At 72.7% G+C, this 25,796-nt stretch carries 26 protein-coding genes; 13 read left to right on the top strand and 13 right to left on the bottom strand.

The genetic code is table 11. From position 1 onward, the window contains the following. Positions 1-152: 152 nt before the first annotated feature. Together D9598_RS09815 and D9598_RS09810 are read left to right on the top strand one after the other, a co-directional pair. Complete coding sequence (locus D9598_RS09815; protein ID WP_198366294.1) at positions 153-491, top strand: P-II family nitrogen regulator; 339 nt, start codon at positions 153-155, stop codon at positions 489-491. Positions 492-547: 56 nt separating this feature from the next. Beyond that, positions 548-1,879, top strand: a complete 1,332-nt coding sequence (locus D9598_RS09810; RefSeq protein WP_198366293.1) for an ammonium transporter — start codon at positions 548-550, stop codon at positions 1,877-1,879. 100 nt (positions 1,880-1,979) lie between these two features. Here D9598_RS09810 and D9598_RS09805 read toward each other — a convergent pair whose 3' ends face one another. Continuing rightward, positions 1,980-2,447, bottom strand: coding sequence for a hypothetical protein (locus D9598_RS09805; protein ID WP_198366292.1), 468 nt, complete (start codon positions 2,445-2,447; stop codon positions 1,980-1,982). Between the two features lie 72 nt (positions 2,448-2,519). Continuing rightward, positions 2,520-3,020 carry a DUF2244 domain-containing protein gene (locus D9598_RS09800; RefSeq protein WP_198366291.1) on the bottom strand — a complete coding sequence of 167 codons (501 nt, stop codon included), beginning with the start codon at positions 3,018-3,020 and terminating at the stop codon, positions 2,520-2,522. A 324-nt stretch (positions 3,021-3,344) separates the two neighbouring features. Between D9598_RS09800 and nth the strand changes: the two genes are divergently transcribed. From nth to D9598_RS09780, 4 genes are all read left to right on the top strand, one after another. Continuing rightward, entirely contained in the window at positions 3,345-3,998 is a 654-nt protein-coding gene (gene nth, locus D9598_RS09795; RefSeq protein ID WP_198366580.1) for an endonuclease III, read from the top strand. A gap of 153 nt (positions 3,999-4,151) precedes the next feature. Beyond that, positions 4,152-4,673 carry an invasion associated locus B family protein gene (locus tag D9598_RS09790; protein ID WP_198366290.1) on the top strand — a complete coding sequence of 174 codons (522 nt, stop codon included), beginning with the start codon at positions 4,152-4,154 and terminating at the stop codon, positions 4,671-4,673. 7 nt (positions 4,674-4,680) lie between these two features. After that, positions 4,681-5,907, top strand: a complete 1,227-nt coding sequence (gene rlmN, locus D9598_RS09785; protein WP_198366289.1) for a 23S rRNA (adenine(2503)-C(2))-methyltransferase RlmN — start codon at positions 4,681-4,683, stop codon at positions 5,905-5,907. Continuing rightward, a complete protein-coding gene (locus D9598_RS09780; protein WP_198366288.1) occupies positions 5,904-7,121 on the top strand; it encodes an MFS transporter in 1,218 nt (405 codons plus the stop codon). The genes rlmN and D9598_RS09780 overlap by 4 nt, the downstream gene beginning before the upstream one ends. Here the strand turns inward: D9598_RS09780 and D9598_RS09775 are convergent, their stop codons facing one another. Continuing rightward, positions 7,122-8,708: an ABC transporter substrate-binding protein gene (locus tag D9598_RS09775; protein WP_232477097.1), complete on the bottom strand. Its 1,587-nt coding sequence runs from the start codon at positions 8,706-8,708 to the stop codon at positions 7,122-7,124. 102 nt (positions 8,709-8,810) lie between these two features. Continuing rightward, complete coding sequence (locus D9598_RS09770) at positions 8,811-9,110, bottom strand: hypothetical protein (RefSeq protein WP_198366287.1); 300 nt, start codon at positions 9,108-9,110, stop codon at positions 8,811-8,813. Between the two features lie 102 nt (positions 9,111-9,212). Here D9598_RS09770 and D9598_RS09765 point away from each other — a divergent pair, with 102 nt between their 5' ends. Beyond that, positions 9,213-11,534, top strand: coding sequence for a xanthine dehydrogenase family protein molybdopterin-binding subunit (locus D9598_RS09765; protein WP_198366286.1), 2,322 nt, complete (start codon positions 9,213-9,215; stop codon positions 11,532-11,534). 64 nt (positions 11,535-11,598) lie between these two features. On the opposite strand, the gene D9598_RS09760 is transcribed toward D9598_RS09765, so the two are convergent. Continuing rightward, positions 11,599-12,852 (bottom strand): hypothetical protein, encoded by a 1,254-nt coding sequence (locus tag D9598_RS09760; RefSeq protein WP_198366285.1) that lies wholly within the window; start codon positions 12,850-12,852, stop codon positions 11,599-11,601. Positions 12,853-13,010: 158 nt separating this feature from the next. Then, positions 13,011-14,000 (bottom strand): tripartite tricarboxylate transporter substrate binding protein, encoded by a 990-nt coding sequence (locus D9598_RS09755; RefSeq protein ID WP_198366284.1) that lies wholly within the window; start codon positions 13,998-14,000, stop codon positions 13,011-13,013. 226 nt (positions 14,001-14,226) lie between these two features. Here D9598_RS09755 and D9598_RS09750 point away from each other — a divergent pair, with 226 nt between their 5' ends. Both D9598_RS09750 and D9598_RS09745 read left to right on the top strand, forming a co-directional pair. Then, positions 14,227-14,826, top strand: coding sequence for a biliverdin-producing heme oxygenase (locus D9598_RS09750; RefSeq protein WP_198366283.1), 600 nt, complete (start codon positions 14,227-14,229; stop codon positions 14,824-14,826). Further along, positions 14,819-17,368, top strand: a complete 2,550-nt coding sequence (locus tag D9598_RS09745) for an HWE histidine kinase domain-containing protein (protein ID WP_198366282.1) — start codon at positions 14,819-14,821, stop codon at positions 17,366-17,368. Before D9598_RS09750 ends, D9598_RS09745 begins: the two co-directional genes overlap by 8 nt. Before the next feature lie 24 nt (positions 17,369-17,392). Here the strand turns inward: D9598_RS09745 and D9598_RS09740 are convergent, their stop codons facing one another. From D9598_RS09740 to D9598_RS21470, 3 genes are all read right to left on the bottom strand, one after another. Beyond that, positions 17,393-18,427, bottom strand: a complete 1,035-nt coding sequence (locus D9598_RS09740; RefSeq protein WP_198366578.1) for a site-specific DNA-methyltransferase — start codon at positions 18,425-18,427, stop codon at positions 17,393-17,395. A gap of 158 nt (positions 18,428-18,585) precedes the next feature. Next, a complete protein-coding gene (locus tag D9598_RS09735) occupies positions 18,586-19,218 on the bottom strand; it encodes a ribonuclease HII (protein ID WP_198366281.1) in 633 nt (210 codons plus the stop codon). Further along, entirely contained in the window at positions 19,219-20,163 is a 945-nt protein-coding gene (locus tag D9598_RS21470) for an acetylhydrolase (protein WP_198366280.1), read from the bottom strand. A 114-nt stretch (positions 20,164-20,277) separates the two neighbouring features. Here D9598_RS21470 and D9598_RS09725 point away from each other — a divergent pair, with 114 nt between their 5' ends. Beyond that, positions 20,278-21,081 carry a VOC family protein gene (locus tag D9598_RS09725; RefSeq protein WP_198366279.1) on the top strand — a complete coding sequence of 268 codons (804 nt, stop codon included), beginning with the start codon at positions 20,278-20,280 and terminating at the stop codon, positions 21,079-21,081. Between the two features lie 31 nt (positions 21,082-21,112). On the opposite strand, the gene D9598_RS09720 is transcribed toward D9598_RS09725, so the two are convergent. Together D9598_RS09720 and D9598_RS09715 are read right to left on the bottom strand one after the other, a co-directional pair. Further along, on the bottom strand, positions 21,113-21,463 hold the full coding sequence (locus D9598_RS09720; RefSeq protein ID WP_232477096.1) for a DUF962 domain-containing protein: 351 nt from the start codon (positions 21,461-21,463) through the stop codon (positions 21,113-21,115). Positions 21,464-21,578: 115 nt separating this feature from the next. Then, complete coding sequence (locus D9598_RS09715) at positions 21,579-22,037, bottom strand: GNAT family N-acetyltransferase (RefSeq protein WP_198366277.1); 459 nt, start codon at positions 22,035-22,037, stop codon at positions 21,579-21,581. Here D9598_RS09715 and D9598_RS09710 point away from each other — a divergent pair. After that, a complete protein-coding gene (locus D9598_RS09710; RefSeq protein ID WP_232477095.1) occupies positions 22,036-23,205 on the top strand; it encodes a DNA topoisomerase IB in 1,170 nt (389 codons plus the stop codon). The two genes, D9598_RS09715 and D9598_RS09710, sit on opposite strands and share 2 nt — an antisense overlap. 118 nt (positions 23,206-23,323) lie before the next feature. After that, complete coding sequence (locus D9598_RS09705; protein ID WP_198366276.1) at positions 23,324-23,695, top strand: hypothetical protein; 372 nt, start codon at positions 23,324-23,326, stop codon at positions 23,693-23,695. A gap of 69 nt (positions 23,696-23,764) precedes the next feature. Here the strand turns inward: D9598_RS09705 and D9598_RS09700 are convergent, their stop codons facing one another. Beyond that, positions 23,765-24,343 carry an NUDIX hydrolase gene (locus D9598_RS09700; RefSeq protein WP_198366275.1) on the bottom strand — a complete coding sequence of 193 codons (579 nt, stop codon included), beginning with the start codon at positions 24,341-24,343 and terminating at the stop codon, positions 23,765-23,767. Positions 24,344-24,569: 226 nt separating this feature from the next. Further along, a complete protein-coding gene (locus D9598_RS09695) occupies positions 24,570-25,184 on the bottom strand; it encodes a hypothetical protein (RefSeq protein ID WP_198366274.1) in 615 nt (204 codons plus the stop codon). A 120-nt stretch (positions 25,185-25,304) separates the two neighbouring features. Between D9598_RS09695 and D9598_RS09690 the strand changes: the two genes are divergently transcribed. Next, positions 25,305-25,784: an Lrp/AsnC family transcriptional regulator gene (locus D9598_RS09690; RefSeq protein ID WP_198366273.1), complete on the top strand. Its 480-nt coding sequence runs from the start codon at positions 25,305-25,307 to the stop codon at positions 25,782-25,784. The last annotated feature ends 12 nt before the right edge of the window (positions 25,785-25,796 follow it).

Below are 25,796 nucleotides of genomic sequence, written 5' to 3'. Positions count from 1 at the left end.
GGCGAGCGCGACAAGCAGGCGCATCTGCCTAAATTCCGGGCATTCGGAGGTACCTGGCTTGGCCTTGAGGGTCCTGGCGCCTGTTACGCAGTGTGGCACGCCGCTCGCATTGGCGGCTTCGGCTACGCGGATAACAGAGGGGGCCGCAGCGCATGAAGCTGGTGATGGCAGTCATCAAGCCCTTCAAGCTGGACGAGGTGCGCGAGGCGCTCACCCCGCTCGGCGTGCAGGGGCTGACCGTGACCGAGGTGAAGGGCTTCGGCCGGCAGAAGGGTCAGACCGAGATCTACCGGGGCGCGGAGTACCACGTGTCCTTCCTGCCGAAGCTGAAGATCGAGGTGGCGGTGCCCGACGACATGGTGGACGCGGTGGTCGAGGCCATCGCCAACACCGCCCGCACCGGCAAGATCGGTGATGGCAAGGTCTTCGTCCTCGATGTGGAGCGCGCGCTCCGCATCCGCACCGGCGAGACCGACGATTCGGCGCTGTGACCGCGCGCCCCGAGACCCAGAAGCCCGAGAAGCAGAAGAAAGTGGAACCGAGGATCATGCGAATCCTGGCACGCGGCGCATCCGCGTCCCTCGCCGTCCTGCTGCTGGCCGCGCCGGCCTTCGCGCAGGAGGAGGCCACGGTCAACGCCGGCGACACCGCCTGGATGCTGACCAGCACCGCCCTGGTGCTGATGATGACCATCCCGGGCCTGGCGCTCTTCTACGCGGGCATGGTCCGCAAGAAGAACGTGCTGGCCACCATGATGCAGTCCTTCTTCCTGGCGGCGCTGTGCAGCGTCATCTGGATGGTGGCCGGCTACAGCATCGCCTTCGGTGAGGGCGGCGCCTATATCGGCGACCTGTCGAAGGTCTTCCTCTCGGGCGTCGCGGCGAACTGGGACCAGCCCTTCACCCTGGGCAGCGGCGACGGCGCGGTGGCCTTCACCGTGCCCGAGACCGTCTTCATCATGTTCCAGATGACCTTCGCCATCATCACCCCGGCGCTGGCCACGGGCGCCTGGGCGGACCGCGCCAAGTTCTCGGCCGTGGTGGTCTTCACCATCCTCTGGTCGCTGCTGATCTACAGCCCGGTCGCGCACTGGGTCTGGCATCCGAACGGCTGGATCTTCGGCCTCGGCGCGCTCGACTTCGCCGGCGGCACGGTGGTGCACATCAATGCCGGCGTGGCGGGCCTGGTCGGCGCCGTGGTGCTCGGCAAGCGCATCGGCCTCGGCACCGAGAACATGTCGCCCTACAACCTGTCCCTGGCCGTGATCGGCGCTGCCCTGCTGTGGGTGGGCTGGTTCGGCTTCAACGCCGGCTCCGCCGCGGCGGCCGGCGGACGCGCCGGCATGGCCATGCTGGTGACGCAGATCGCCGCCGCCGCCGCCACCCTCGCCTGGGTGTTCGCCGAGTGGATGCTGAAGGGCAAGCCCTCGGTGCTGGGCGCCATCTCGGGCGCGGTGGCGGGCCTCGTCGCCATCACCCCGGCCGCCGGCTTCGTGCTGCCCTTCCCGGCGCTGATCATCGGCGTCGTCGCCGGCCTCGCCGGCTTCTGGGGCGCCACGGCGCTGAAGCACTGGTGCGGCTATGACGACAGCCTGGACGCCTTCGGCGTGCACGGCATCTGCGGCATCGTCGGCGCGCTGCTGACCGGCATCTTCGCCTATGGCCCACTCTCGGCCACGCCGGGCCTGCCGGAAGGCATCGCCGGCTCCTTCGCGCAGTTCATGCTGCAGCTCTACGCGGTGGTCGCGACCTTCATCTTCACCGCCATCGGCACCTGGATCCTTCTCAAGGTGGTCGATGTGGTGATCGGGTTGCGCGTCACCGAGGAGGAGGAGCGCGAGGGCCTCGACGTCTCGCTGCACGGCGAACGCCTCGGTTGAGGCCACCGCCCAGGACCGCAACAGGCGCCGGGGGGAGACCTCCGGCGCCTTCTCCATGACCGCCCGCCGATCTCGCGACGACGCCCCGGACGCCGTGCTCTCAGCGCAGGCGCCGGACATTGCCGGCCACCGTCCGGCGGACCGGGCGCAGCGAGGCCTCCGCCACGCCGAGGCCCGCCGTGACGCAGGCGGTGCCGAAGCCGGCGGCCCGGCCCATCGCCCCCGCCGCCCATTCCATCTGCGCCATCGACCATCCCAGCGGCGAGCGGCTGGCGGCGGCGCGCAGCATGGCGCGGTGGGCCGCCTCCATCTCCGTCAGGGAGTATTCCAGCGCGCGCCGGGACAGATCCGCCCCGCCCTGCGCAAGGGCCATGCCGCCGGCCGAGAAGGCCAGCATCTTCTCCGGCACCATCCGCGCCGCCTCGAGGCCGTTGGCGAGCGGCGTGCGGCCCTGCGCCGCCTCGGCGGACAGCCGCGCCTGCACCACCCGGCGCGCCTGATCGAGCGTCGTGACGACGGCACCGGCGTGGCGGAGGGCGCGGGGACCGCTCCTGGGATCGAAGGTCATCGGCGGCCTTTCCGGAAATGCGCGAAGTAACAATCGTAACGCGCCGGCCGCCGCCGGGTTGTGCGCCCGCGCTCAGCCCGGCTCGCGCAGCTGCGGATTGTCGAAGACCGGCGAGCGGTAGGCGGCAAGCGCCGCGCCGAGGGCATCGGCCAGGTCCCGCTGCTCGGGCTCGGAGAGGTAGCGGCCGATCGCCACCCGGCGGCCGCGCTGCCGAAGTGCCAGCCCCTCCCGCTCGCTCCATTCCACCCGGCTCCAGTAGGGGTCGAGCTCCGCCACCTCCAGCCGGCCCCGCCCATCGGTGCGGCGCACCACCAGCCGGCCGGCGCCGAGCGAGACCACCTCCCGCGCCCGGGCCGACCAGCGGTGGTGCAGCAGGACCAGGACCAGGACCAGCAGGGTCTCGACGCCGAGGAAGGGCACCACCGGCCAGGCGCCCAGCACCAGGAAGACGACGCTGCCGATCAGGGCCCAGCCCAGGCACATCGCCGCCAGCAGGGCGAGCGCCAGGGGCCGCAGGCTGCGGTGCGGCACGCTGATCGCCTCGAAGATCAAGGGTTCGGGACTTGCCGTCATCGCCAGGAAACATAGGCTGCTCCGGCACCGCGGCCAGATGGCGGCGGGGCCTTTCTTCTCCCTTGCCGCCCCGCCCGGCGGAGCTCCGCGAGTGCCATGACCGCCAACCCCTCCCGCCGCCGCCGGGCCGCTCCCGCCGGCGCCGCCTCTCCCCCCGCCATGGCCCCGCCCCAGGCGGCACCGGAAGTCACGGCACCGGAAGTCACGGCGCCCGAGATCACGGCGCCGCCCGCTACCCGCGCCACCCCGCGCGCCAGGCCAGCGCGCGCCACTCCGACGGCCTCGCGGCATGGCTCGGCCGAGGCGCCGCGCCGCGCCCGGAAGATGTCCGCCGCTCAGGCCGCCGCCTTCGTCCGCACCCTCGCCGCCCACAACCCGGCGCCGCGAACCGAACTGAACTACACCTCCCCCTACACGCTGCTGGTCGCGGTGGCGCTGTCCGCCCAGGCGACCGATGTCTCGGTCAACAAGGCCACGGCCACGCTCTTCCCGCTGGCCGACACGCCGCAGAAGATGGTGGCGCTGGGCGAGGCGGGGCTGGCCGAGCACATCCGCCGCATCGGACTGTGGAAGGCCAAGGCGCGCAATGTCATCGCCCTGTCGCGCCTGCTGATCGAGCGGCACGGGGGCGAGGTCCCGGCGGACCGGGCGGCGCTGGAGGCCCTCCCGGGGGTCGGCCGCAAGACCGCCAATGTCGTCCTGAACGTCGCCTTCGGCGAGGAGGCCATGGCGGTGGACACGCATATCTTCCGCCTGGGCAACCGCACCGGCCTCGCCCCCGGCCGGACGCCCCGCGCGGTGGAGGACGCGCTGATGAAGCGCGTCCCGCCCGAGCTGCTGCGCGACGCGCATCACTGGCTGATCCTGCACGGGCGCTACATCTGCAAGGCGCGGCTGCCGGAATGCTGGCACTGCGTGGTGCGCGACCTGTGCAACTACGGCGACAAGGTGCTGTGGCCGCCGCCCCGCGCGGCGTGAGCGCCATGCGCCGCAAGCGGAACGATCTCGCCCGCGGCCACGCGGCGGCTTCCCCGCGGGCGCGGGAAATGTCATCACGCCCGCGCCTGCCGCGCATCCGGCCCTGGCTTTGCGCGGTTGCCCCACCGCACCCCGAACCCTTATGTGACCGCCATGACCCGGCTCCTCCCTCTGCTGATGCTGCTCGGCGCGCCGCTCGCCGTGGTGGCCTCCCCGTCCTCCGCCCAGGCCCAGCAGCCGCGCCCGCAGGCGCTCGGCAGCTTCCAGGACTGGACCGCCGCGACCCTCGGCTCGGGCGCGCAGAAGGTCTGCTACGCCTTCTCCCGGGCCAGCAAGAGCGAGGGCGCCGGCAGCCGGCAGAACGTCATGCTGACGGTGACGCACCGCCCGCAGGGCCGCGACCAGGTGGCGCTGCGCCCGGGCTACAGCTACGCTCCCAAGGCCGAGGTGGAGGTCGCGGTCGGCGGCACCGCGCTCGATTTCTACACCGCCCAGGAGAACGCCTTCGCCCGCGAGGGCTCGCGGGCCGTGTCCGCCTTCCGGGGCGGCGCGACGGCGGTTGCCAAGGGCCCCGGCCCCGGCGGCCGCGGCACCGCGACCGACACCTTCTCCCTCTCCGGCTTCACCGCGGCCTATGAGGCCATCAGCAAGGAGTGTCCGGCGGGCCGCCGGTAAAGTCCGAATGAGCATCTCCGCCCCCGCCGGACCCCTCCACGCCGCGACGGCCACGCCCGACCTCACCGAGGCGGAGCGCGCCCGCATCCTGGCCAAGGCCGCGCTCTTCGCGCCGCCCGCGGCCACGCTGCCGGACGGCCGCCGCGACCTGGTCGGCCTGTCGCGCGAGGAGCTGGCGGCGGAGATGCTCGCGATCGGCGAGAAGCCGTTCCGCGCCAAACAGCTCTGGCACTGGATCTACCACCAGGGCGAGACCGACTTCGCCCGCATGCCGAGCATCGCCAGGACCCTGCAGGAAAGGCTCGCCGAGCGCTTCGTCGTCGGCCGCCCCGGCCTCGACACCCAGCAGACCAGCGAGGACGGCACCCGCAAGTTCCTCTTCCGGTTCCGCGACGACCAGAAGGTCGAGACGGTCTATATCCCCGGCCTGCAGGAGGACCGCGGCGCCGTCTGCGTCTCGACCCAGGTGGGCTGCACCCTGTCCTGCCGCTTCTGCCACACCGGCACGCAGAAGCTGGTGCGCAATCTCGGCGCCGCCGAGATCGTCGGGCAGTTCATGGCGGCGCGCGATTCCTATGGCGAGTGGCCAAGCCCGACCGACGGCACGCCGCGGCTGCTCTCCACCATCGTCATCATGGGCATGGGCGAGCCGCTCTATAACTACGAGAACGTCGCCAAGGCGATGAAGGTCATCATGGACGGCGAGGGCATCGCCCTGTCGCGCCGGCGCATCACCCTCTCCACCTCCGGCGTGGTGCCGATGATGGACCGCTGCGGCGAGGAGCTCGGCATCGGCCTGGCCGTCTCGCTGCACGCGGTGCGCAACGACATCCGCGACGAGATCGTGCCGCTGAACCGCAAGTACCCGATCGAGGAGCTGATGGCGGCCTGCCGCCGCTATCCCGGCGCCTCCAACGCCCGGCGCATCACCTTCGAATACGTCATGCTGAAGGGCGTGAACGATTCGGAGGCCGACGCGCGCGAGCTGGTGCGGCTGCTGAAGGGCATCCCGGCCAAGGTGAACCTGATCCCCTTCAACCCCTGGCCCGGCAGCCCCTACGAGACCTCGTCGAACAACGCCATCCACCGCTTCGGCCGGATCGTCATGGAGGCGGGCTATTCCTCGCCGATCCGCACCCCGCGCGGGCGCGACATCCTGGCCGCCTGCGGCCAGCTGAAGACCGAGAGCGAGCGGGCCCGCCGCGCCCAGGCGCCGAAGGCCGACGCGGCGTGAGCGCCGCGGCCGGGGGCGGCGCTCCGCGACCCGGTGGAGCCCCTGCCCGGCCTCCTCTCGCCATCCTGCCGCTGCTGGCCGCCGCCGGCTTCGCGACCGGCGCCGGCATGCGGATGCTGGACCCCGTGCTGCCCATGGTCGCCCGCGATCTCGGCGTGACGGTGGCCGAGATCGCGGTGCTGATCACCGCCTTCGCCCTGCCCTACGGCCTCTGCCAGATCCTGCTCGGGCCGCTCGGCGACCGCTTCGGCAAGCTGCGCGTGCTGACCCTGGGCCTGCTGCTCTACGGGCTGGCCATGGCGGCCTGCGCCCTGGCCGGCTCGCTCGGGCAGTTGCTGGCGCTGCGGGCGCTGACCGGGGCCATGGGCGGCGCCATCATCCCGCTGGCCATGGCCTGGATCGGCGACAACGTGCCCTATGAGGAACGGCAGGCGACGCTCGGCCGCTTCCTCACCGGCATGGTCATGGCGCAGCTCCTGACCGGGCCGGTCTCCGGCACCATCGCCCATGGCTTCGGCTGGCGCGCCGTCTTCGTCACGGTGGGCGGGGTGGCGCTCTCGGTCGCGCTCGGCATCCTGCTGGCGCTCGGGCCGGGCCTCTGGCGCCGCGCGCCCGGCGCCCCCCCGGCGGGCTTCGGCTTCGGCAGCTACGCGGCGCTGCTGCGGCGCCCGGCGGCCCGCCTGCTGCTGCTCGCCGCCTTCCTGGACGGGCTGCTGCTCTTCGGCGGCGCCCTGCCCTTCATCGGTTCTTACCTGATCCAGGACTTCCACCTGGAGCCCTGGCATGCCGGGCTGGTCGCCGCCGGCTTCGGGTTCGGCGCCCTGGCCTATACCCGCATGGCGGCGCGGCTGGTGCGCCGCCTGGGCGAGGCGCGGCTGCTGCTCACCGGCGGGCTGATGCTGGCCGCGGCCCTGGCCCTGCTCGCCCTGGCGCCGAGCTGGGGGGCGGTGGCGCTGCTGCAGGCGGCGATGGGCCTGTTCTTCTTCATGTTCCACGGCGTGCTGCAGGCGCGCAGCACCGAGGCCCTGCCCGAGGCCCGCGCCACCGCCGTCTCCGGCTTCGCCATGGCGCTGTTCCTCGGCCAGGGACTGGGCTCGATCGGCTTCGGCGCCATCCTGGCGCGCGGCGGCTATTCCGCCGCCTTCCTCACCGCCGCCGCCGGCATGGTGGCGCTCACCTTCTGGACCCGCGCGACGGTGACGCGGCCCGGCTGATCAGGCCAGGAACACGTCGTCGAAGCTGGCATGGTTGCCGGTGCCGAGCTGCACCGCGTTGTGCAGGCGCCTGTCCATCACGGTCGGGTAATTGACTTCGACCACCCAGAGCAGCGGCATGTCCTCGACCAGGATCTTCTGCACCTCGGAGAAGGCGGCGCGCCGCTCCGCCTCGCTGGCGGCGCTGCGGCCGCGGGCGAAAAGCTCGTCCACCCGCGGGTTGGAATAGCCGGCGGTGTTGGTGAACAGGATCTTCTGGATGTTGGACGACACGTAGGAGCGCTCCACGCCGAGCGTCGGGTCGCCGAACTGGTAGAGCACGTTGGAGGTCGCCTCGTAGTCCCAGTTGGCGATGCGCGAGGCCCAGGTGCCGGCATCGGTCGATTCCAGCGTCACCTCCATGCCGATCTGCCGCATGGCCTGGCGGAAATACTCGCCCATGCGGGTCCAGATCTCGCCATAGGGCGGCACGACGTAGCGGAAGGCAGCCCGGATGCCCTGCGCGTTCGGACGCAGCCCGGCCTCGTCCAGCAGCGCGCGGGCCTTCGCCACGTCGAAGGGCGCCACCTTCGCCTCCGGCTCGTGGAAGCGCGTGGTCGAGGCCACCGGGCCGGTGGCCGGCTTGCCGAGGCCGAACCACAGCCGGTTGACGATGAAGTTGCGGTCCAGCGCCATGCTCATCGCCTGCCGCACCCGCCGGTCGTCGAAGGGCTTCACGCGCAGGTTCAACTCGAACCAGAAGAGCGGCGAGAAGTACTCCCAGCCCTTGGTCGTGACCTGGAGATTCGGCGCCTGACGCAGCGCGGGGATGTCGAAGGGCTCGATGTCGGTGGCGGTGCTCATCTGCACCTGGCCGCCCTCGATCGCCAGCCGGCGGCTCTGCCCGTCGGGGATGACGCGCCAGAGAATGCCGTCGAGGTAGGGCTGGCCCGGCTTCCAGTACCCCTCGAAGCGCTCCATGCGGATGAAGTTGCCGCGCTGCCATTCGACGAAGCGGAACGGCCCGGTGCCGATCGGCCTGGCATTGGCCGGATTGGTGCGGAAATCGGTGCCGCCATAGATGTGCTTCGCCACGATCGGCAGGGCGGTGGCGTCGAAGCACAGCAGGAAGGGCTGGAAGGGCTGCTTCAGCACGAAGCGCACGGTCAGCGGATCGGGCGCCGTGGCCTCGGCGATGCCGGAGAGCACGCCGCGCAGGCGGGGCGCGATCTCGCGGTTGAACTGCATCACGGAGAAGATGACGTCCTCCGCCGTGAAGGGCCGGCCGTCATGCCACGTCACGTTCTCCTGCAGCCGGAAGACGTATTCGAGCCCGTCCGGGCTGACGCTCCAGCTCTTCGCCAGTTCCGGCATGGGCTCGAGGCCGGGGGTGAACTTCAGCAGGCCCTGCGTGATCTTGGTGCCGCTGATCAGCGTCGGCGTCTGGTTGTTGACGCCGATCTGCAGGACCGGCGGCTCCGGGTTCAGGATGACGTTCAGCATGCCGCCGCGCTTCGGCTGGATTCCCTGCGCCAGGGCCTCCGTTGCGCTCATCAGGAGCGGCGTGGCGCCAAGGCCGGCGATCAGGTGACGACGCGTCAGGCTCATGCGGGCTTCTCCGGAGTTTCGCGCCACGGGACGAGGCGTGGCGAGAGGCTAGGCTGGATCGGCCGGAGCCGAAAGGCCGCGCTTCGGAGCGCCCCCGGCGGTTCAACTCATCCGGCGCGCCACCTTCCAGCCTTCCCCGGGCGGGTTCTGCGCGGATCGCAGCAGCCAGGACTTGGCGGCGATGCGGTGCCCCCGCATGGTGCGATAGGCGGCGATGGCGAGGTGCATCTCCTCCGCCCCCGGCATGGACAACGCGCCGGAGGCGCCGGCGCCGTCGGAGAACTCGATCAGGCAGGGCCGCGCGGCGAAGGGCGGCGGCGGCAGCGTCCCGGCACTGGCGCGGCAGCCCGGATAGGCGTGCGAATCGTGCAGCCGCAGCAGCAGGGGGACGAGATCGGCCATCGAGGCACCCTGCCCCGCTCTTGGCCGCGCCGGAAGCCCCTTCCCAATCACCTCCTCGGGGCCAATGATATCCCCGGGACGATCAGGAAAGCGGATCACGACATGGCCAAGTTCGGCTTCAGCCAGCCCATGCGGCGGATCGAGGATCCCCGGCTGCTCAAGGGGCAGGGGCGCTACACGGACGATATCGGCGCGGCGGGGCAGCTGCACGCCCTGGTGCTGCGCAGCCCGCACGCGCATGCGCGCATCCTCTCCATCGACACCGCCGCCGCCACCGCCCTGCCCGGCGTGAAGGCGGTGCTGACGGGGGCGGACTGGAAGGCCGACGGCCTCGGCGAGATCCCCTGCCTGATCCCGCTGAAGAACCGCGACGGCAGCCCGCGCGCCGAGACGCCGCGCTACGGCCTGGCCATCGACGTGGTGCGCCATGTCGGCGATGGCGTCGCCTTCATCGTCGCCGAGACGCCCCAGGCGGCGCGCGACGCGGCCGAGGCGGTGATGGTCGATTACGAGGTGCTGCCGGCCGCGGTGGATCTGGCGACGGCCTTCCAGCCCGGCCAGCCGCAGGTCTGGGACAGCGCGCCTGGCAATATCTGCTTCGACTGGTCGGCCGGCGACGAGGCGGCGACCGAGGCGCTCTTTGCCCGCGCCGCGCATGTCACCAGGCTGACGGTGGTGAACAACCGCATCGTCGTGAACAGCATGGAGGGCCGCGCCGCGCTCGCCGAGTATGACGCGGCCAGCGGCAGGTTCACGCTGTATGCCGGCACCCAGGGCTCCTGGCTGGTGAAGAACATCCTGGCCGATGCCGTCTTCCACCTGCCGAAGGAGAACTTCCGCGTCGTCACCCCCGATGTCGGCGGCGGCTTCGGCATGAAGCTCTACATGTATGCCGAATACGCGCTGTGTTGCTGGGCGGCGCGCCGGCTGGGCCGGCCGGTGAAATGGGCCTCGGAGCGGATGGAGGCCTTCCAGTCCGACACCCAGGGGCGCGCCAACCTGACGGAGGGCGAGCTGGCGCTGGATGAGGACGGCAGGTTCCTGGCGCTGCGGACCAGGAACTACGCCGACATGGGCGGCTATCTCTCGACCTTCGCGCCCTTCATCCCCTGCGGCGCGGGCACCAAGGTGCTGGCCAGCGTCTATGGCTTCCAGGCGATCTACGCCAACGTCCTCGGCGTGCTGACCAACACCGTGCCGGTCGATGCCTATCGTGGCGCCGGGCGGCCGGAGAGCAACTACCTGGTGGAGCGGCTGATCGACGCCGCCGCGGCCGAGGTCGGCATCGACCGCGTCGAGCTGCGCCGCCGCAACATGGTCCCGCCCTCGGCCATGCCGCACAAGACCCCGGTCGGGCAGACCTACGATTCGGGCGATTTCAACAAGGTGCTCGACGTGGCGCTGGAGAAGTCCGGCTGGGCCGGCTTCGCCGAGCGGCGGGCCGAGGCGGCGCGGCGCGGCAAGCGGCGCGGCATCGGCATGGCCTATTACCTGGAGGCCACGGGCGGCGATGCCTCCGAGCGGGCCGAGATGCGCTTCGCCGAGGACGGCTTCGTCGAAGTGCTGGTCGGCACGCAATCCACCGGCCAGGGCCACGAGACCGCCTATGCCATGATCACCGCGCATGAGCTCGGCATCCCGGTCGAGAGGATCCGCGTGGTGCAGGGGGATTCCGACGCCATCCCGACCGGCGGCGGCACGGGCGGCGCGCGGAGCCTCTATTCCGAGGGCACCGCCCTGCTGGCCGCCGCCACCAGCGTGATCGAGAAGGGCAAGCAGGCGGCGGGCGAGGCGCTGGAGGCCGCGCCGGCCGATATCGAGTTCGCGCAGGGCCGGTTCACCATCGCCGGCACCGACCGCGCCATCGGCATCCTGGAGCTGGCCGCGACGCAGCGCGCCCGCGCGGCGAAGGGCGAGACGGTGACGCTGCTGGATGCCGCCGAGATCGCCGCCATCCCGGCGCACACCTTCCCGAATGGCTGCCACATCGCCGAGGTGGAGGTGGACCCCGAGACCGGGCATACCGAGATCGCCCGCTACATCGTGGTGGATGATGTCGGCTTCGCGCTGAACCCGATGATCGTCCGCGGCCAGGTGCATGGCGGCGTGGCGCAGGGCATCGGCCAGGCGGTGATGGAGCGCACCGCCTACGATCCCGAGAGCGGCCAGCTGCTCTCGGCCAGCCTGAACGATTATGCCCTGCCGCGCGCCATCGACCTGCCGGACATCGAGGTCGAGCTGGTCGAGATCCCCTGCGAGACCAATCCGCTGGGTGTGAAGGGTGCCGGCGAGGCCGGGGCGGTCGGCTCGCCGCCGGCGGTGATGAACGCCCTGATCGACGCGCTGCGCGAGGATGGCGTCACCCGGCTCGACATGCCGGCGACGCCGGAGGTGGTCTGGAAGGCGCTGTCGCGCGCCGCCTGACCCCCTGGTCCGGCCGGCCGGGAAGGCGGCGCCTGGAGGGCGCCTCCCTCCGGGTCCGGCCGGCTCAGATGATGGCGAAGTTGGCGGCCGCCAGCGCGGCGGGCGCGAGCCCCTCGAAATGCAGCGCGCCGCCGCCGATCGCCAGCAGGCTGCCGCCGGCACCGTCGCTCTCCAGCGCGGCCAGCACCGCGGCGACGCTGGCATAGCCGGTGGTGCCGTCGTCGAGCGCCACCACGCCGCCCCGGCCGGCGCCGAAATCCAGGATGCTGCCGGAGAAGTCGTAGAGGGTGTTGCTGTAGGAGATGTCGATTCGCGTGGCCTCGCCGCCATCGACGATCCGTCCGCCGATCAGCGTGTCGAGCTGCAGCCGGTTGTCCGCTCCGGCCAGGACGATCTCCGCGGCCACGCCGAAGATATCGTACTGCGCCCGGCCACCCGCCGAGGCGATGTGCCCTTCCACCAGGGTCTGGCTGGTGACGCTGTTGCCCTCGCCGCCCAGCCGCAGATCCACGTCATTGGCCGTGAAGCCCAGCAGCTCGACGCGCGTGCCGCCCGTGCCGCCCTGCACCTCGAGATGTCCGGCGGCGCCGCTGATGCGGTCGCCATACCCCTCCAGGGTGATGGAGACCTCCCCGGCGGCGGCGCCGCGCCCGCTGGGCGGAAAACTCACCAGGCTATCGCCCGCCCCCGGCTGGATGGCATAGTCGCCAAGGCCCAGGAAGATCCGGTTGCCGGTGCCTCCGGTGTCGAGCGAGGCGGTGCCGAGGCCGCCGAGGTCGAAGCTGCCCTGCCCCGCTCCGCCCTCGATACGAAGATTCACGGTCGGCGGCGGCGCGAAGGCGGATTCCGCCAGGCTGAAGCTGTTGCCGGTGCCGGCGAAGCGGACCCAGGTCTCGCCGGCGCTGCCGGGGTAGAGCCCGCCGTCGAGCAGGACGCTGTTGCCGCCGCAATGGAACAGGATGTCGTTGTCGCCGAAGCCGGTGCTGACGCTGTTGTGGCGGCCCCAGAACTCCAGCCGGTTGTCGCCGTTGCCCAGGCTGACGGTGTTGCCGCCGCCCCAGGAGAGCAGGTCCAGCCCGGCATCGCCGGCAATGACGCCGTTGCCCTTCCCCGCCAGCAGCACGGTGTCACGCCCCGAATCGCCATCGCCCGGCTCGCCGAGCCGCACCGTGTCCATGCCGCGCCAGCTGGTGATGACGTCATCCTCGCCACCGCCGCCGATGATGAGGTTCCCGCCGCCCCGCGCGACAAGAACGTCATTCGCTCCGGTGCCGGCGAGGGTGGCGCCGCCGGCGGCGGGACCCATGATGAATGCCATTGTGATGTCTCCCCATCCCCGGGAGCGGGACAGCCGCCCGGCGCGGAATCGCGCGCGGCGGGCCTGTTTTCCCAGGGGCGGGCGAGCATGGGCGTGGAGCCGCCCGCCATGCCATCAAAACCGGCGAATGGGCGCGAAACGCAAGGGTGTTTCCGGCCTCAGAGCTTGAGGCCGAGGCGCTGGATCATCGCCTTCTCCTCCGCGTCGGTCTTCGCGGCGAAGGCGGCGTAATCCTCCGGCCCCATGTAGATCACCGGCATGTCGTAGCGCTCCAGGATGGAGACATGCTGCGGGTCGTTGACCGCCTTGCGGAAGGCCTCGTCCAGAACCTTCACCACCGCCGGCTCCATGCCGCGCGGGCCGGCCACGCCATAGGGCGAGGTGGAGACGATGTCGATGCCCCCTTCGCGCAGCGTCGGCACGTCGGGGAAGCGCTTCACCCGCTCCGGCGTCCAGACGGTGAGCAGGCGCAGGCGTCCCTCCAGCACCATCTCGGCCCAGCCCGAGCTGTCGGCCAGGGCGTCGGTCTGCCCGCCGAGGAGGGCGGTAAGGTTGTCGGCCACGCCGCGGAAGGGCACGTGCACCCAGTCGATGCCGCGCTCCCCGGCGATCCGCTCCATCGTCAGGTGCAGCGAGGTTCCGACGCCGGGCGAGCCGTAGGTCACCTTGCCGGGGTTCTTCTTGGCATGGTCGAGGAATTCCGCGAAGGTCTTCCAGGGCGCGTCGGCCCGCACCACCACGCCGAAGGTATAGCCGGTCAGGTGGCTGACCCAGGTGAAGTCGCGCAGGACATCGAAGGGCGGCTTGGGCGCCATGTGCGGGTAGCGGAAGACGCTGATCGGCATCTGGCTGAGGGTGTAGCCGTCCGGCCTCTCGTTCAGCAGCGCCTGCGGGCCGAGGATGCCGCCCGCGCCCGCGCGGTTCTCCACGATCACGGGCTGGCCGAGATGGCGGGAGGCGGCATCGCAGAAGGCGCGCATCTGCACGTCCGTCGTGCCGCCCGGCGACCATGGCACCAGCATGCGGACCGGCCGGCTGGGGAAGCTGGCCTGGGCCAGGGCCGGGCGGGCCAGAAGGGACGCTCCCGGCACAGCCAGGGCCGGGGCGCCGAACAGCGCCAGGGTCGCGCGACGGGATAGCTTGGTCATTCCGTTCCTCCATGTGCCGGCCTCGTGCGGGCCAGCCTTCCCGGCCATTTGACGGGAGGGAGCTGCGGGTCGCAAGGGTCGGGTGATCGCTTTCGCCGCCGCCCGTGCCCCTCCTCCCGACCCCCGCGGGTGACCAGATGCCTGACCGGCACGGACCGCTTCCCCGCCCTTCCGCCATCCGCGCCGGGGTGGCGCCACCCGCCGCGCAGGCCCAAAAGGAGACATGATGACACGCCCTTCCCGGCCCCGGCATGACGGGCTCCGCTGGTTCCTCCGCCAGGGCACCCAGGCCCTGCACGACCGGGCCGATGCCCTGGGCGGCCGCTATGCGCTGGCGACGGCGCCGGGCTATCGCGCCTTCCTGCGCGCCCATGCCCGCGCCCTGCCGGCGCTGGAGGCCGCCTGCGACCGGCAGGGCCTGGAGCGGGTGGTGCCGGACTGGTCCGCGCGCCGGCGCACCGCGGCCCTGGCCGGCGACATGGCGGCGCTGGCCGAGCCGATGCCGCCGCCCCTGCCGCTTCCCGCCGGCGCCCTCGCCAGCCTGCCGGCGGCGCTCGGCGCCGCCTATGTCCTGGAGGGCTCCCGCCTGGGCAACGCAATGCTCCTGCGCGGCGTTATCCGGGATGCGGCGGGGCGGGTGGCCACCGCCTATCTGTCGCATGCTCCCGCCGCGGGCGGTTGGCCAGCCTTCATCGCCATGCTGGAGCAGGCCCTGCCGGAGCCTGATGCCTGGCCCGAGGCGCTGGCCGGCGCCTGTGCCGCCTTCAACCAGTTCCTGGCCGCCCTGCAGGGCGAGGACACCGAGGAAGCCTTGCTGAATGCCTGACCTGACCGGCGCCGTCGATCTGACCAACTGCGATCGCGAGCCGATTCATCTCCTGGGTGGCATCCAGCCCACCGGCTTCCTCGTCGCCACCAGCGCCGACTGGCTCATCCAGCGCGCCTCGGCCAACCTCGCCGCGCATCTCGGGCTCGACCCCGAGGCGGCGCGCGGCGAATCCCTGGCCGGGCTGCTGACGCGCGAGGCCATGCACCAGATCGGCGGCCGGCTGCATCTGCTGCGCGGGGTGGACGCCGTGGAGCGCCTGTTCGGCGTGCCGCTGCGCGAGGGCGGGCCGCCCTACGACCTCGCCGTGCATCAGAGCGGGCCGCTGATCGTCGTCGAGGGCGAGCCGTCCGACCTGCAGGATGCGCTGGAGGCCGGCACCACGGTGCGCGGCATGATCGCCCGGCTGCACCACGCCGACAGCTTCGAGGCGCTCTGCCGCGAGGCGGTGCGGCAGATCCGCGGCCTGACCGGCTTCCACCGCGTCATGCTCTACCGTTTCGACCATGACGGCGCCGGCGAGGTGATCGCGGAATCGGCGGCAAGCTTCCTCTCCTCCTTCATGGGCCTGCATTTCCCGGCCAGCGACATCCCGCGCCAGGCGCGCCGCCTCTATGAGCGCAACTGGCTGCGGCTGATCGGCGACACCGAGGCGCCCTCGGTGCCGGTGCTGCCCCTGCTCGACAGCCGGGGCGCGCCGCTGGACCTCTCGCTCAGCCTGCTGCGCAGCGTCTCGCCGATCCATGTCGAGTATCTCCGCAACATGGGGGTGCGCGCCTCGATGTCGGTCTCGGTGCTGCGCAAGGGCCGGCTCTGGGGACTGATCGCCTGCCACCACAACGAGCCGCTGCGCGTACCCTTCGAGCGGCGCACCGCCGCCGAGCTGTTCGGCCAGATCTTCTCGCTGCTGCTGGAGAGCTGCGAGCGCGAGCAGGACCAGGCGCGCGACGCCCAGGCCAATGCGATGCACCAGCGGCTGATGGCCGCGCTCGGCGCCATGCGTCCCGGCAGCCGGTCGCTCGCCGAGTTCCTCGAGCCGCTCTCCGAGGTCATCCCCTGCGACGGCATCGGCCTCTGGAGCGCCGACGGCACGGCGTTGCGCGGTCACACGCCGACGGCGGAGGAGTTGGTCGGCATCGCGCGCTTCCTGCACCGCTCGGCCTCCGGCAGCGTCTGGTCCACCCATCAGCTGGGCGAGCTGCACCCGCCGGCGCGCGACTATGCCCATCGCGCCTCCGGCCTGCTCGCCATCCCCCTCTCCCGCGCCCCGCGCGACTACCTCATGTTCTTCCGGCGCGGTGTCACCCAGTCGGTGACCTGGGCCGGCGAGCCGGCCAAGACGATGAGCTACGGCCCGAACGGTCCGCGCCTCTCGCCGCGCAAGAGCTTCGCCGCCTGGCGCGAATCGGTGGAGGGGCACAGCCAGCCCTGGAGCGAGAGCGACCTCACCATGGCCGAGCGGCTGCGGGTGACGCTGCTCGAGGTGGTGCTGCAGCTGACCGATCTCGCCGAGCGCGAGCGCAAGGTGGCGCAGGAGCGGCAGGAGATCCTGATCGCCGAGCTGAACCACCGGGTGCGCAACATCCTCGGCCTGATCCGCGGCCTGGTCGGGCAGAGCCGCAGCTACGCCAGCACGGTGGACGAGTTCGCCGCCATGGTCGGCGGCCGCATCCAGGCGCTGGCCCGCGCGCATGACCAGATTACCACCGACCGTTGGCAGCCCGCGCCGCTCGCCGAGCTGATCCAGGCCGAGGCCGAGGCCTATCTGCAGGAGAAGTCGGAGCGGCTGCACCTGCGCGGCCCCGGCGTGCTGCTGCAGCCGGCGGCCTATACGACCCTGGCGCTGGTCATGCACGAGCTGGTCACCAATGCCGCCAAGTACGGCGCGCTCTGCGACCGCCATGGCGAGGTGGACGTATGCTGGGATTTCACGCCCTGCGGCGGGCTCGAACTGCTCTGGCGCGAGCGCGGCGGGCCGCCGGTGCGCCCGCCGCGCCGCCAGGGCTTCGGCACCACCATCCTGGAGCGCGCCGTGCCGCACGACCTCGGCGGCGAGGCGGATCTGCGCTACCGGCTGGAGGGGATCGAGGCCCGCTTCCTGCTGCCGGCCGATTGCGTGCAGCGCGCCGAGGGGGCGCCGCCGCCCGCCGCGCCGGCGCGCCCGGCGCGCGAGCCGGCGGCGGAATTCACGCTCTCCGGCCGGGTGCTGCTGGTCGAGGACAATCTGCTGATCGCCATGGATGCCGAGGACCAGCTTCGGCGCCTGGGCGCGGCCGAGGTGGATGTGGCGGCCGGCGTGCAGACGGCGCTGCGCCTGCTGGAACAGGCGCCGCCCGCCTTCGCCCTGCTCGACGTCAACCTGGGACGCGAGAGCAGCTTCCCGGTGGCCGACGCCCTGCTGGCGCGCGGCATCCCCTTCCTCTTCGCCACCGGCTATGGCGAGGCGGATGCCTTCCCCGACCGGCTGCGCGGCGTGGCGGTGATCAGCAAGCCCTATTCGTCGACCGAGCTGCGCGCGGCGCTGCAGGCGCGCCTGGGCTGAGGCGGCCGGGCGCGGCCCCGGCCGTCACGCCGTCAGGCTGGCGGCGACCTCGGCGCGCAGCTCGTCCAGCAGGCGCAGCGTGCCGTCGCGCCGCTCGACATGCCAGAACAGCCAGCCGTTGCAGGAGGGCGCCTCCTGCACCGCCGCGCCGACCTGATGGATCGAGCCCTGCGCCTTGCCGCATCGCAGCGAGCCATCCGCCGCCACTTCGGCGACGAAGCGGCGGTGCCGGTCGGTGAGCTTCGCGCCGGCCGCCACCAGCCCGCGCTCGACCAGCGTGCCGAAGGGCACGCGTGGCTGCTCGCGCTTCGTCGGCGTGACCAGCATGGCGCTTTCCGACAGCGGCGCGATGGCGGCGATGCGCGCGCGCGCGGCGGCGGCATAGCCCGGATCGCGCTCGATGCCGATCCAGCGCCGGCCCAGGCGGCGCGCCACGGCGGCGGTGGTGCCGGAGCCGAGGAAGGGGTCGAGCACCACATCGCCCGGCGCGGTGCAGGAGAGGATCACCCGGTGCAGCAGCGCCTCCGGCTTCTGCGTCGGATGCACCTTCTTCCCCTCCGCGTCGCGCAGCCGCTCGGCGCCGGTGCAGAGCGGGATGAACCAGTCCGAGCGCATCTGCACGTCGTCGTTCAGCGACTTCATGGCGGTGTAATTGAACTTGTAGCGGCTCTCCTGCCCGCGCGCCGCCCAGATCATGGTCTCGTGCGCGTTGGTGAAGCGGCGGCCGCGGAAGTTCGGCATCGGGTTGGCCTTCCGCCAGATCACGTCGTTCAGGATCCAGAAGTCGAGATCCTGCAGCGCGGCGCCGAGGCGGTAGACGTTGTGATAGGAGCCGATGACCCAGATGGTGCCGTCCTTGCGCAGCACCCGCCGCGCCTCGGACAGCCAGGCGCGGGTGAAGGCGTCGTAGGCCGCGAGGTCGGAGAAGCGGTCCCAGTCGTCGTCCACGCCGTCGACCACGCTCTCGTCGGGACGGCGGAGCTGGCCCCGGAGCTGCAGGTTGTAGGGCGGATCGGCGAAGATGGCATGCACCGAGGCCGGGGGCAGTGCCCGCAGCATCTCGATGCAATCCCCTTCCAGAATGCAATCCACCGGCAGATCCAGCCCCGTCCCCACGCCCACGAAACCCCCTGCCGTCCTCAGCGACTCGAAGCGGGACAATGCGTTGGGCGGAGTCGTGCCGTCAAGGAAGGGCCGAGGCGGCGCTCCGGCGCGCCTCAGGCGACCGCCTCGCGGAATAGCAGGAGCTGATCCACCGGCGCGAAGCCGCGGCGGTGATGCGGGCAGGGTCCGAGCCTGGCCAGGGCCGCGCGGTGCGCCGCGGTGGGATAGCCGGCGTGGCGGGCGAAGCCATAGCCCGGCCAGCGCCCGTCCAGTCGCGCCATGGCGCGGTCCCGTGTCACCTTGGCCAGGATCGAGGCGGCGGCGATGGAAAGGCTGAGCCCGTCCCCCTTCACCACGCAGCGCACCGGGCAGGGCAGCGGCGGCGCCGCGTTGCCGTCCACCAGGGCGGTGTCGGGGGCCAGGGGCAGGCGCGCGATGGCCCGGCACATGGCGAGCTGCGTGGCGCGCAGGATGTTCAGCCGGCCGATCTCGGCCGTGCTGGCGGCGGCCACGGCGCAATCCAGCAGGCCCCCGGCGCGGGCCGCCAGCAGGGCGTCATGCGCCGCCTCCCGCCGCGCCGCGTCGAGCTTCTTGCTGTCGTCCAGCAGGGTGGCCAGCCAGGCCGGCGGCTCGGCGCGGAACATAACCGCCGCCGCCATGACCGGGCCGGCGAGCGGGCCGCGCCCGGCCTCGTCCACCCCCGCCACGCGGCCCCCCGCCGCCCGTTCCAGCGCGTAGTCCGGCATTCATCCCAGGCCCTTGCTCTCCAGCCGGTCGCCCGCTTCCAGCAGGCCGGGCATTCCCGCCCGCAGCGCCCGCCGCGCCGCCGCATCGCCCAGCCATAGGCCGCGCAGGAAGGCCAGGGCAAGGCCGGCCACGCGCGGGTGGAAGCCGGCCTCCTCCCAACGGCCGCCCGCCCCCGGCTCACCGGCGAAGCTGCCATGCGCGGCGCCCTCCAGGATCGCCAGCGCCCCCGGCGCGGCGATGGCGTCGAAGGGCTGGCGGCGGTCCCCGGGCAGGGTGCCGCCGATCCAGCCGCGATCCTCGGTGCCGGTGACGTGCAGGATCGGCGCGGTGACGCGGGCGAAGGCCAGGCGCTGCGGCAGGCCCTCGGCCGGCATGGGCGAGAGGGCGATGCCGGCGCCGAGCCGGGGGTCGGGCAGCGCCAGGCCGCGATCGCCGCCGGGCAGGCGCTGGCCCAGCATGTGCTGCACCAGCCAGGCGCCGTAGGAGTGCCCGGCGATGGCGATGCGCGCCGCGTCCAGCCGCCCGGCCAGCTCCGTCCGGCGGGGCAGTTCGTCCAGCACGAAGGCCACGTCGCGCAGCCGGTCCAGCGCGCGCCCGGCATCGCTGGCGGCGGCGGCGAAGGCCAGGCGCCGGTCGGCCGCGCCGCGCCAGAGCCCGTCATCGGTGCCGGGATGCTGCAGATGCAGCACCAGGAAGCCCGCCTCCGCCAGCGCCTCGCCCAGATAGGCCAGGCCGTGCCGCGTGCCGCCGAGACCGGGCGAGACCAGCACCAGCGGCGCCGGCCCCGTCCCGCCGGGCAGGCGGAGCAGCAGCGGCAGGTCGCGGCCCCGGGCGGCGTCGGTCCAGCTCAGCGCGCGCGGCGCGGGGCGGGCGCCGGCGGGGCGGCTCCGGGCCGGCAGGAGGGCGGCGGGAAGGGCCAGCAGGGCGCGGCGCGGGGTCCTCATGCCCCGGATGTGGCCCTGGCGGCGGCGCGTGGAAGGCCCCTGCCCGCGTTGACCGGCACCGACACACGTGCCAAGCGCTGGGCCGCGGCACACCGCTCCGGGAGGGAGACCGCCATGACCACCGCCTGTCCCGTCGCCATCGGCCGTGTCGTGCTCACGGTGCGCGATCTCGTCCGCGTGGGCGATTTCTATCAGCGGGTCATCGGCCTGCACCGGCTGGCGGGCGGCGAGGCCGGCCTGAGCCTCGGCGTGGGGTCCCGGCCGCTGCTGGAGCTGCGCCGCGACGCCGCCGCACGGGTGCGGAGCCCGCGCGAGGCCGGGCTGTTCCACACCGCCTTCCTGCTGCCCGGCCGCGCCGATCTCGGCCGCTGGCTGCGGCAGGCGGCGGCGGCCGGCGTGCCGCTGAGCGGCGCCGCCGACCATGCCGTCAGCGAGGCGCTCTACCTCGCGGACCCCGAGGGGAACGGCATCGAGGTCTATGCCGACCGTCCGGCCTCGGCCTGGCGCTGGCGGGAGGGGCAGGTCGAGATGATCAACGCGCCGCTCGACCTGGAGGCGCTGGCCCGCGCCGGCGGCGATGCCGAATGGCAGGGAATGCCGGAGGGGGGCGGCATCGGCCATGTCCACCTGCAGGTCGGCGCCCTGGCCCCGGCCGAGGCCTTCTATGCCGGCCGGCTCGGCCTCGACGTCACCTGCCGCTATCCGGGCGCCAGCTTCTTCGCCGCCGGCGGCTACCATCACCACCTGGCGGCGAATACCTGGAACAGCCGGGGCGCCCTGCCGCGCGACCTGCCCTCGACCGGCCTCGCCGAGGTGGAACTGCGCTGCGACCCCGCCTTCCTGGCGGCCGCCTCGCCGCGGGGCACGGCGACGCTGGCCGACCCCTGGGGCACGCCCATCCTGCTGGCGCCGCGCTGAGGCGTCCGGCCGCCCACCGGAACGGCGGAGGTCAGGCGCCGGGGCGGGACCCGGGCGCGCCCGGCGGCCGCCCCACCCCCGCCGCCGCCAGATGCGGCCCGAGCCGACCGCCCAGCCAGAGGCCGAGCATGCGGAAGTCGCTCCAGAGCGACCAGAGCGGATGGCCGAAGGTCTGCGGCCGGTTGCCCTCCAGCCCGAAATGCGCCGCCCAGGCGAAGCCGTAGCCGATCAGGGGCGCGGCGATCAGCCAGCGCCAGTCCGGCGAGAGCAGCCCGGTCAGCAGGGCCGCCAGGGCCAGCAGGCTGCCGCAGTAGTGCAGCGCCCGCGTCTGCGGCCGCGCATGGGCCCGCAGGTAGATCGGCCAGAACTCGGCATAGGTCATGCGCGCCTCCCCCCTTCCGGGCATGCTGTTCCGGGCATGCTGCCACGCGGGCCGGGCGGGGTGGAATGCCCGGCACCGGGAAGCGCCGGGCTGGCGGATCACAGCTTCCGGCGGATCACAGCTTGATGTCGTAGGTCTTCCAGGGGGTGAGCTGCGCCACCCGGTCATAGACCGCGCGGCCGCGGTAGTTGTCCTCCGCCGTGATCCAGCGGATGACGCTCCAGCCCTTCTCCCGCCCGATCGCCGCCACCGCGCCGATCAGCGCATCCGCCACGCGCTGCCCGCGCGCCGCCGGATCGACGAAGAGATCGTCGAGGAAGCCGCCGGTGCTGGCGGAGAGCGGCCGGGCGAAGGGCCGGTAATGCGCCAGGCCAAGACCGCGCCCGCCGGCATCCAGCGCCACCAGCCCCTTCACCTCATGCGCCGGGTCCTGGATCCAGCTCCAGACGCGGGCCCGCATCTCGGCTGTCTGCGTGACGCGGTAGAAGGCGGCGTAGCCCGCATAGAGCCGCTCCCAGTCGGCGCGGTGCGCCTCGGCCACGGGCACGATCTGCGGCGGCGATGTGGCGGTCATGATGTCTCCTCCTGCCGGCGCGGAACCGGAAGCGGCGGCCGCGCGTTTCGCCATCATGCTGCAACAGGCCAGCGTTCCGGTCGAGGCGGCCCCGGCGTCGCCCCGCGCGACACCTCCGCCGGAGGCCGCCGAGGCGCGCGCCATCGGCCTGCGCTATGTCTCCGACGCGACGCCGGGCATCACCCGCCGGCGCAGCGGCACGGGCTGGAGCTATCGCGATGCGCGCGGCGCCACGGTGCGCGACAAGGCGGTGCTGGCGCGGCTGCGCGCCCTCGCCGTGCCGCCGGCCTGGCGCGAGGTCTGGCTCTGCCCGCAGGCGAACGGCCATATCCAGGCCACCGGCCGCGACGCCAAGGGGCGCAAGCAGTACCGCTACCACCCCGACTGGCGCGCCGCGCGGGACGAGACGAAGTACGGGCATGTGCTGGAATTCGCGCGCATCCTGCCGCGGCTCCGCGCCCGCGTGGCGGAGGACATGGCGCGGCCCGGCCTGGGGCGGGAGAAGGTGCTGGCCAGTGTCGTCCATCTGCTCGACACCACGCTGATCCGCGTCGGCAACGAGGACTATGCCGAGAGCAACGGCAGCTATGGGCTGACCACGCTGCGCAACCGCCATGTCGCGGTCCGGGGCACCGAGCTGCGCTTCACCTTTCGTGGCAAGAGCGGAAAGGAGTGGAGGCTGGCGCTGCGCGACCGCCGCGTGGCGAAGGTCGTGCGGGCGTGCCAGGAGCTGCCGGGGCAGGCGCTGTTCCAGTACATCGACGGGGAGGGCGAGCGGCGGGGCATCGATTCCGCCGACGTGAACGCCTATCTGCGCGCGATCTCCGGCCACGACATCACCGCCAAGGACTTCCGTACCTGGGCCGGCACGGTGCTCGCCGCCATGGCGCTGAGCGAGTTCGAGCGCGCCGACACCGAGGCCGCCGCCCGGCGCAACGTCAGACAGGCGATCGAGCGCGCAGCGGCCCGGCTCGGCAACACGCCGACCATCTGCCGCACCTGCTATGTCCATCCCGAGGTGCTGGAGGGCTACATGTCCGGCGCGCTGCTGCTGCAGGTGAAGCGCCAGGTGGAGGCGGAGCTGAGCGGGGCGCTCCCCGCGCTGCGGCCAGAGGAGGCGGCGGTGCTCGCCTTCCTGCACGGACGGCTGCGGCGGGCGGCGGGCTGAGGGTCGGCGGGCGGGGGCGACTCCGCTTTGTGCGTCCAGACACATTCTTACATTTCCCATCCTGCGAAGTTCCGCCCCGCAGAGATCCTCCTCTGCGCGACAAGACCCAGGACGTGTCATGACAATCCTCATCACCGCACGCGCCCGCTGCCTGATCTCCGCCGGGATCGCCGCCGGGATCGCCGCCTGCGGTCCGGCCATCGCCCAGCAGGCGGGACTTTCCGTGCTCAGCGAGGGCGAGAACTTCACCGTCCTCTACGGGCAGGACCACCGCCTCAACATGGTGGGCGGCGGCGCCGTGCTCTCGGTGACGGGCGGCGAGAACGGCGCCATCACCTACCGGGACGCCGCCGCCGAGCAGCCTCCCATGCTGGCGCAGACCGTGAGCGAGGGGGAAGGCCTGCAGATCCTCTACTCCGCCCCCCAGCCGCGGCGCGGCGCCCTTGCCGGTATGGACCTGCCTCCGGATGGCCAGGGGCCGCGGCGCTGATGCCAGGCGCCTGGCACGAACCGCGCGGCGGCCGCATGGCCCGCCGCGCGGCGGGACCCGCACCGCGCCTCAGGGCCGCAGCCGCAGATCGAGCCGCCCGGCCGCCGAGAGCGCCAGCAGCAGCGCCGAGACATGCATCACCTGCGGCAGCAGCCCCTCCCCCAGCCGCGCCAGCACCTCGGGCAGCGGCCAGAGCTCGACGGTGATGTCCTCGCCCGCCTCATGCGCCGTCGGGTGCCGCAACTCGGCGCCGAGCGCCAGCACGGCGTGGCAGCGGTTGCGGTGCGTCACCGTGTTGGGGCTGAGGGTCGAGACCAGCCGGCAGCCGGGCGCGGCATAACCGGTCTCCTCGCGCAGCTCCCGCGCGCCGGCCACGGCCGGGTCGTCCTCCCCCGCATCCATGGCGCCGGCCGGCAGCTCCAGCACCCGTCCCCGCCAGCCGTGCCGGTACTGCCGCACCAGCACCAGCTCGTCGCGCGGAGTGATGGCGACGACATTCACCCAGTCCGGATAGGCGAAGGTGTAGAAGTCCTCGAGGATATTGCCGCGCGCGTCGCGGCAGCGGTCGGCGGTGATGTCGATCCAGCGGTCGCGCAGCACGCTGCGGCTGCCGAGCACCGTCCAGTCGGGAATCGCGTCGTCGTCCATCGCGCCGGCTCCAGGCCCTTCCCCCGCGCAACCGCCGGAGCATTCCCTCCCATGGCCCAGCTGCCATGCCGGGCGCAAGCGGCGCCGCGCCGGGAGGGAATACTCCCCGGTCAGGATGCCGCCGGGGAGGGGGGAACGGCGGAATGCCGCCTATCCCGTGGTCGGGAACGGAAGGCCGTTGCAGCGGCTGGAGGTGGCCCCCCCGGGGGGAGGTGGACGGGGATGGCTAGCCCGCCGCCTCGTCCGCCGGGGCGCGGGCGCGCGACAGCACGCCGCGGCGCAGCTGGTCCTCCTCGATGCTCTCGAACAGGGCGCGGAAACTGCCCTCGCCGAAGCCGTCATCGCCCTTGCGCTCGATGAACTCGAAGAAGACCGGGCCGATCACGTTGGCGGAGAAGATCTGCAGCAGCAGCCGCGCCTTGCGGTCGATGAAGTAGAGCAGGCTGCCGCCGATGCCCTTGATCGCCGGCGCGGCCATCACCGGCGTGCCCGGCACGGCCTCGGCCGGCTCGGCGCCGAGCGCAAGGGCGCGGCGCCATGCCTGCTCCGCATCGACCACGCGAAAGGCCATGGACGGCACCGAGGGGCCGTGCGCGGCGGCGAAGCGCATCGCCTGGCTGCCCGGCTCCTCGTTCAGCAGGTCGTCGATGTCGCCCTGTCGGTAGAGCGTGACGGCCTTGCCGCGATGCCGCGCCACGGCGGTGAAGCCCATCTGCCGGAACAGCGCATGCAGCCGCTCCGGCTCGGGCGAGGCGTATTCGACGAAGGCGAAGCCATCCGTCCCCATCGGGTTCCGCGCGCTGATGGCGGCGCGCGGCGCGTCATGCGGGAACGGTCCCATCGGAGGCCTCCTTGCGGCGTTTCTCATTCACAAGGCTAGCCCTCCGCCCGGGCAAGGGGCGTGCATAGCGGCGGCCGATCCGGTCCAGGATGCGGGAAAGACGCGGGGAAGGAGCGGCCCATGCACGAAAGCTTCGAGATCGACCGGCTCGACCTGCGCCTGCTGGCGGCGCTGCAGGCCGATGCGCGGCTGACCAACCAGCAGCTCGGCGAGCGCATCGGCCTCTCCGCCTCGCAATGCTCGCGCCGGCGCGCGGCGCTCGAGGCCGCCGGGCTGATCCGCGGCTACCGCGCCGGACTCGACGCCGCGGCCCTTGGCCTGCACGTCCAGGCCTTCATCCAGGTCACGCTCAAGGCGCACAGCGGCGACAATGCGCGCCGCTTCCGCGATCTCCTGGCCTGCGTCGACGCCATCCAGGAGGCCTATGCGCCGACCGGCGACACCGACTACGTGCTGAAGGCCATCGTGCCCGATCTCGCCGGCCTGTCGCGGCTGGTGAACGAGGAGCTGCTGGCGCATGAGAGCGTCGCCCGGCTGCGCTCCTCGATCGTGCTCGACCGGCTGAAGGACCGGAGCCGCCTCCCCCTGCCGCCCGGCTGAGGGGACGCGCCC

The organism is Roseomonas sp. KE0001, assembly GCF_016107285.1.
In the GTDB taxonomy this organism is placed as follows: domain Bacteria; phylum Pseudomonadota; class Alphaproteobacteria; order Acetobacterales; family Acetobacteraceae; genus Pseudoroseomonas.
This window is presented reverse-complemented; position numbering and strand designations above follow the sequence as displayed.

Excerpts from the sequence above, each read along its gene's own strand:
- D9598_RS09800 (WP_198366291.1), bottom strand. The coding sequence starts at position 3,020 with ATGACGGCAAGTCCCGAACCCTTGATCTTCGAGGCGATCAGCGTGCCG.
- D9598_RS09790 (WP_198366290.1), top strand. The coding sequence starts at position 4,152 with ATGACCCGGCTCCTCCCTCTGCTGATGCTGCTCGGCGCGCCGCTCGCC.
- D9598_RS09770 (WP_198366287.1), bottom strand. The coding sequence starts at position 9,110 with ATGGCCGATCTCGTCCCCCTGCTGCTGCGGCTGCACGATTCGCACGCC.
- D9598_RS09810 (WP_198366293.1), top strand. The coding sequence starts at position 548 with ATGCGAATCCTGGCACGCGGCGCATCCGCGTCCCTCGCCGTCCTGCTG.
- D9598_RS09715 (WP_198366277.1), bottom strand. The coding sequence starts at position 22,037 with ATGACCGCCACATCGCCGCCGCAGATCGTGCCCGTGGCCGAGGCGCAC.
- nth (WP_198366580.1), top strand. The coding sequence starts at position 3,345 with ATGTCCGCCGCTCAGGCCGCCGCCTTCGTCCGCACCCTCGCCGCCCAC.
- D9598_RS09765 (WP_198366286.1), top strand. The coding sequence starts at position 9,213 with ATGGCCAAGTTCGGCTTCAGCCAGCCCATGCGGCGGATCGAGGATCCC.
- rlmN (WP_198366289.1), top strand. The coding sequence starts at position 4,681 with ATGAGCATCTCCGCCCCCGCCGGACCCCTCCACGCCGCGACGGCCACG.
- D9598_RS09705 (WP_198366276.1), top strand. The coding sequence starts at position 23,324 with ATGACAATCCTCATCACCGCACGCGCCCGCTGCCTGATCTCCGCCGGG.
- D9598_RS09720 (WP_232477096.1), bottom strand. The coding sequence starts at position 21,463 with ATGACCTATGCCGAGTTCTGGCCGATCTACCTGCGGGCCCATGCGCGG.
- D9598_RS09695 (WP_198366274.1), bottom strand. The coding sequence starts at position 25,184 with ATGGGACCGTTCCCGCATGACGCGCCGCGCGCCGCCATCAGCGCGCGG.
- D9598_RS09725 (WP_198366279.1), top strand. The coding sequence starts at position 20,278 with ATGACCACCGCCTGTCCCGTCGCCATCGGCCGTGTCGTGCTCACGGTG.
- D9598_RS09815 (WP_198366294.1), top strand. The coding sequence starts at position 153 with ATGAAGCTGGTGATGGCAGTCATCAAGCCCTTCAAGCTGGACGAGGTG.
- D9598_RS09755 (WP_198366284.1), bottom strand. The coding sequence starts at position 14,000 with ATGACCAAGCTATCCCGTCGCGCGACCCTGGCGCTGTTCGGCGCCCCG.
- D9598_RS09690 (WP_198366273.1), top strand. The coding sequence starts at position 25,305 with ATGCACGAAAGCTTCGAGATCGACCGGCTCGACCTGCGCCTGCTGGCG.
- D9598_RS09760 (WP_198366285.1), bottom strand. The coding sequence starts at position 12,852 with ATGGCATTCATCATGGGTCCCGCCGCCGGCGGCGCCACCCTCGCCGGC.
- D9598_RS09745 (WP_198366282.1), top strand. The coding sequence starts at position 14,819 with ATGCCTGACCTGACCGGCGCCGTCGATCTGACCAACTGCGATCGCGAG.
- D9598_RS21470 (WP_198366280.1), bottom strand. The coding sequence starts at position 20,163 with ATGAGGACCCCGCGCCGCGCCCTGCTGGCCCTTCCCGCCGCCCTCCTG.
- D9598_RS09805 (WP_198366292.1), bottom strand. The coding sequence starts at position 2,447 with ATGACCTTCGATCCCAGGAGCGGTCCCCGCGCCCTCCGCCACGCCGGT.
- D9598_RS09740 (WP_198366578.1), bottom strand. The coding sequence starts at position 18,427 with ATGCTGCGGGCACTGCCCCCGGCCTCGGTGCATGCCATCTTCGCCGAT.
- D9598_RS09700 (WP_198366275.1), bottom strand. The coding sequence starts at position 24,343 with ATGGACGACGACGCGATTCCCGACTGGACGGTGCTCGGCAGCCGCAGC.
- D9598_RS09710 (WP_232477095.1), top strand. The coding sequence starts at position 22,036 with ATGATGTCTCCTCCTGCCGGCGCGGAACCGGAAGCGGCGGCCGCGCGT.
- D9598_RS09735 (WP_198366281.1), bottom strand. The coding sequence starts at position 19,218 with ATGCCGGACTACGCGCTGGAACGGGCGGCGGGGGGCCGCGTGGCGGGG.
- D9598_RS09750 (WP_198366283.1), top strand. The coding sequence starts at position 14,227 with ATGACACGCCCTTCCCGGCCCCGGCATGACGGGCTCCGCTGGTTCCTC.
- D9598_RS09775 (WP_232477097.1), bottom strand. The coding sequence starts at position 8,708 with ATGAGCCTGACGCGTCGTCACCTGATCGCCGGCCTTGGCGCCACGCCG.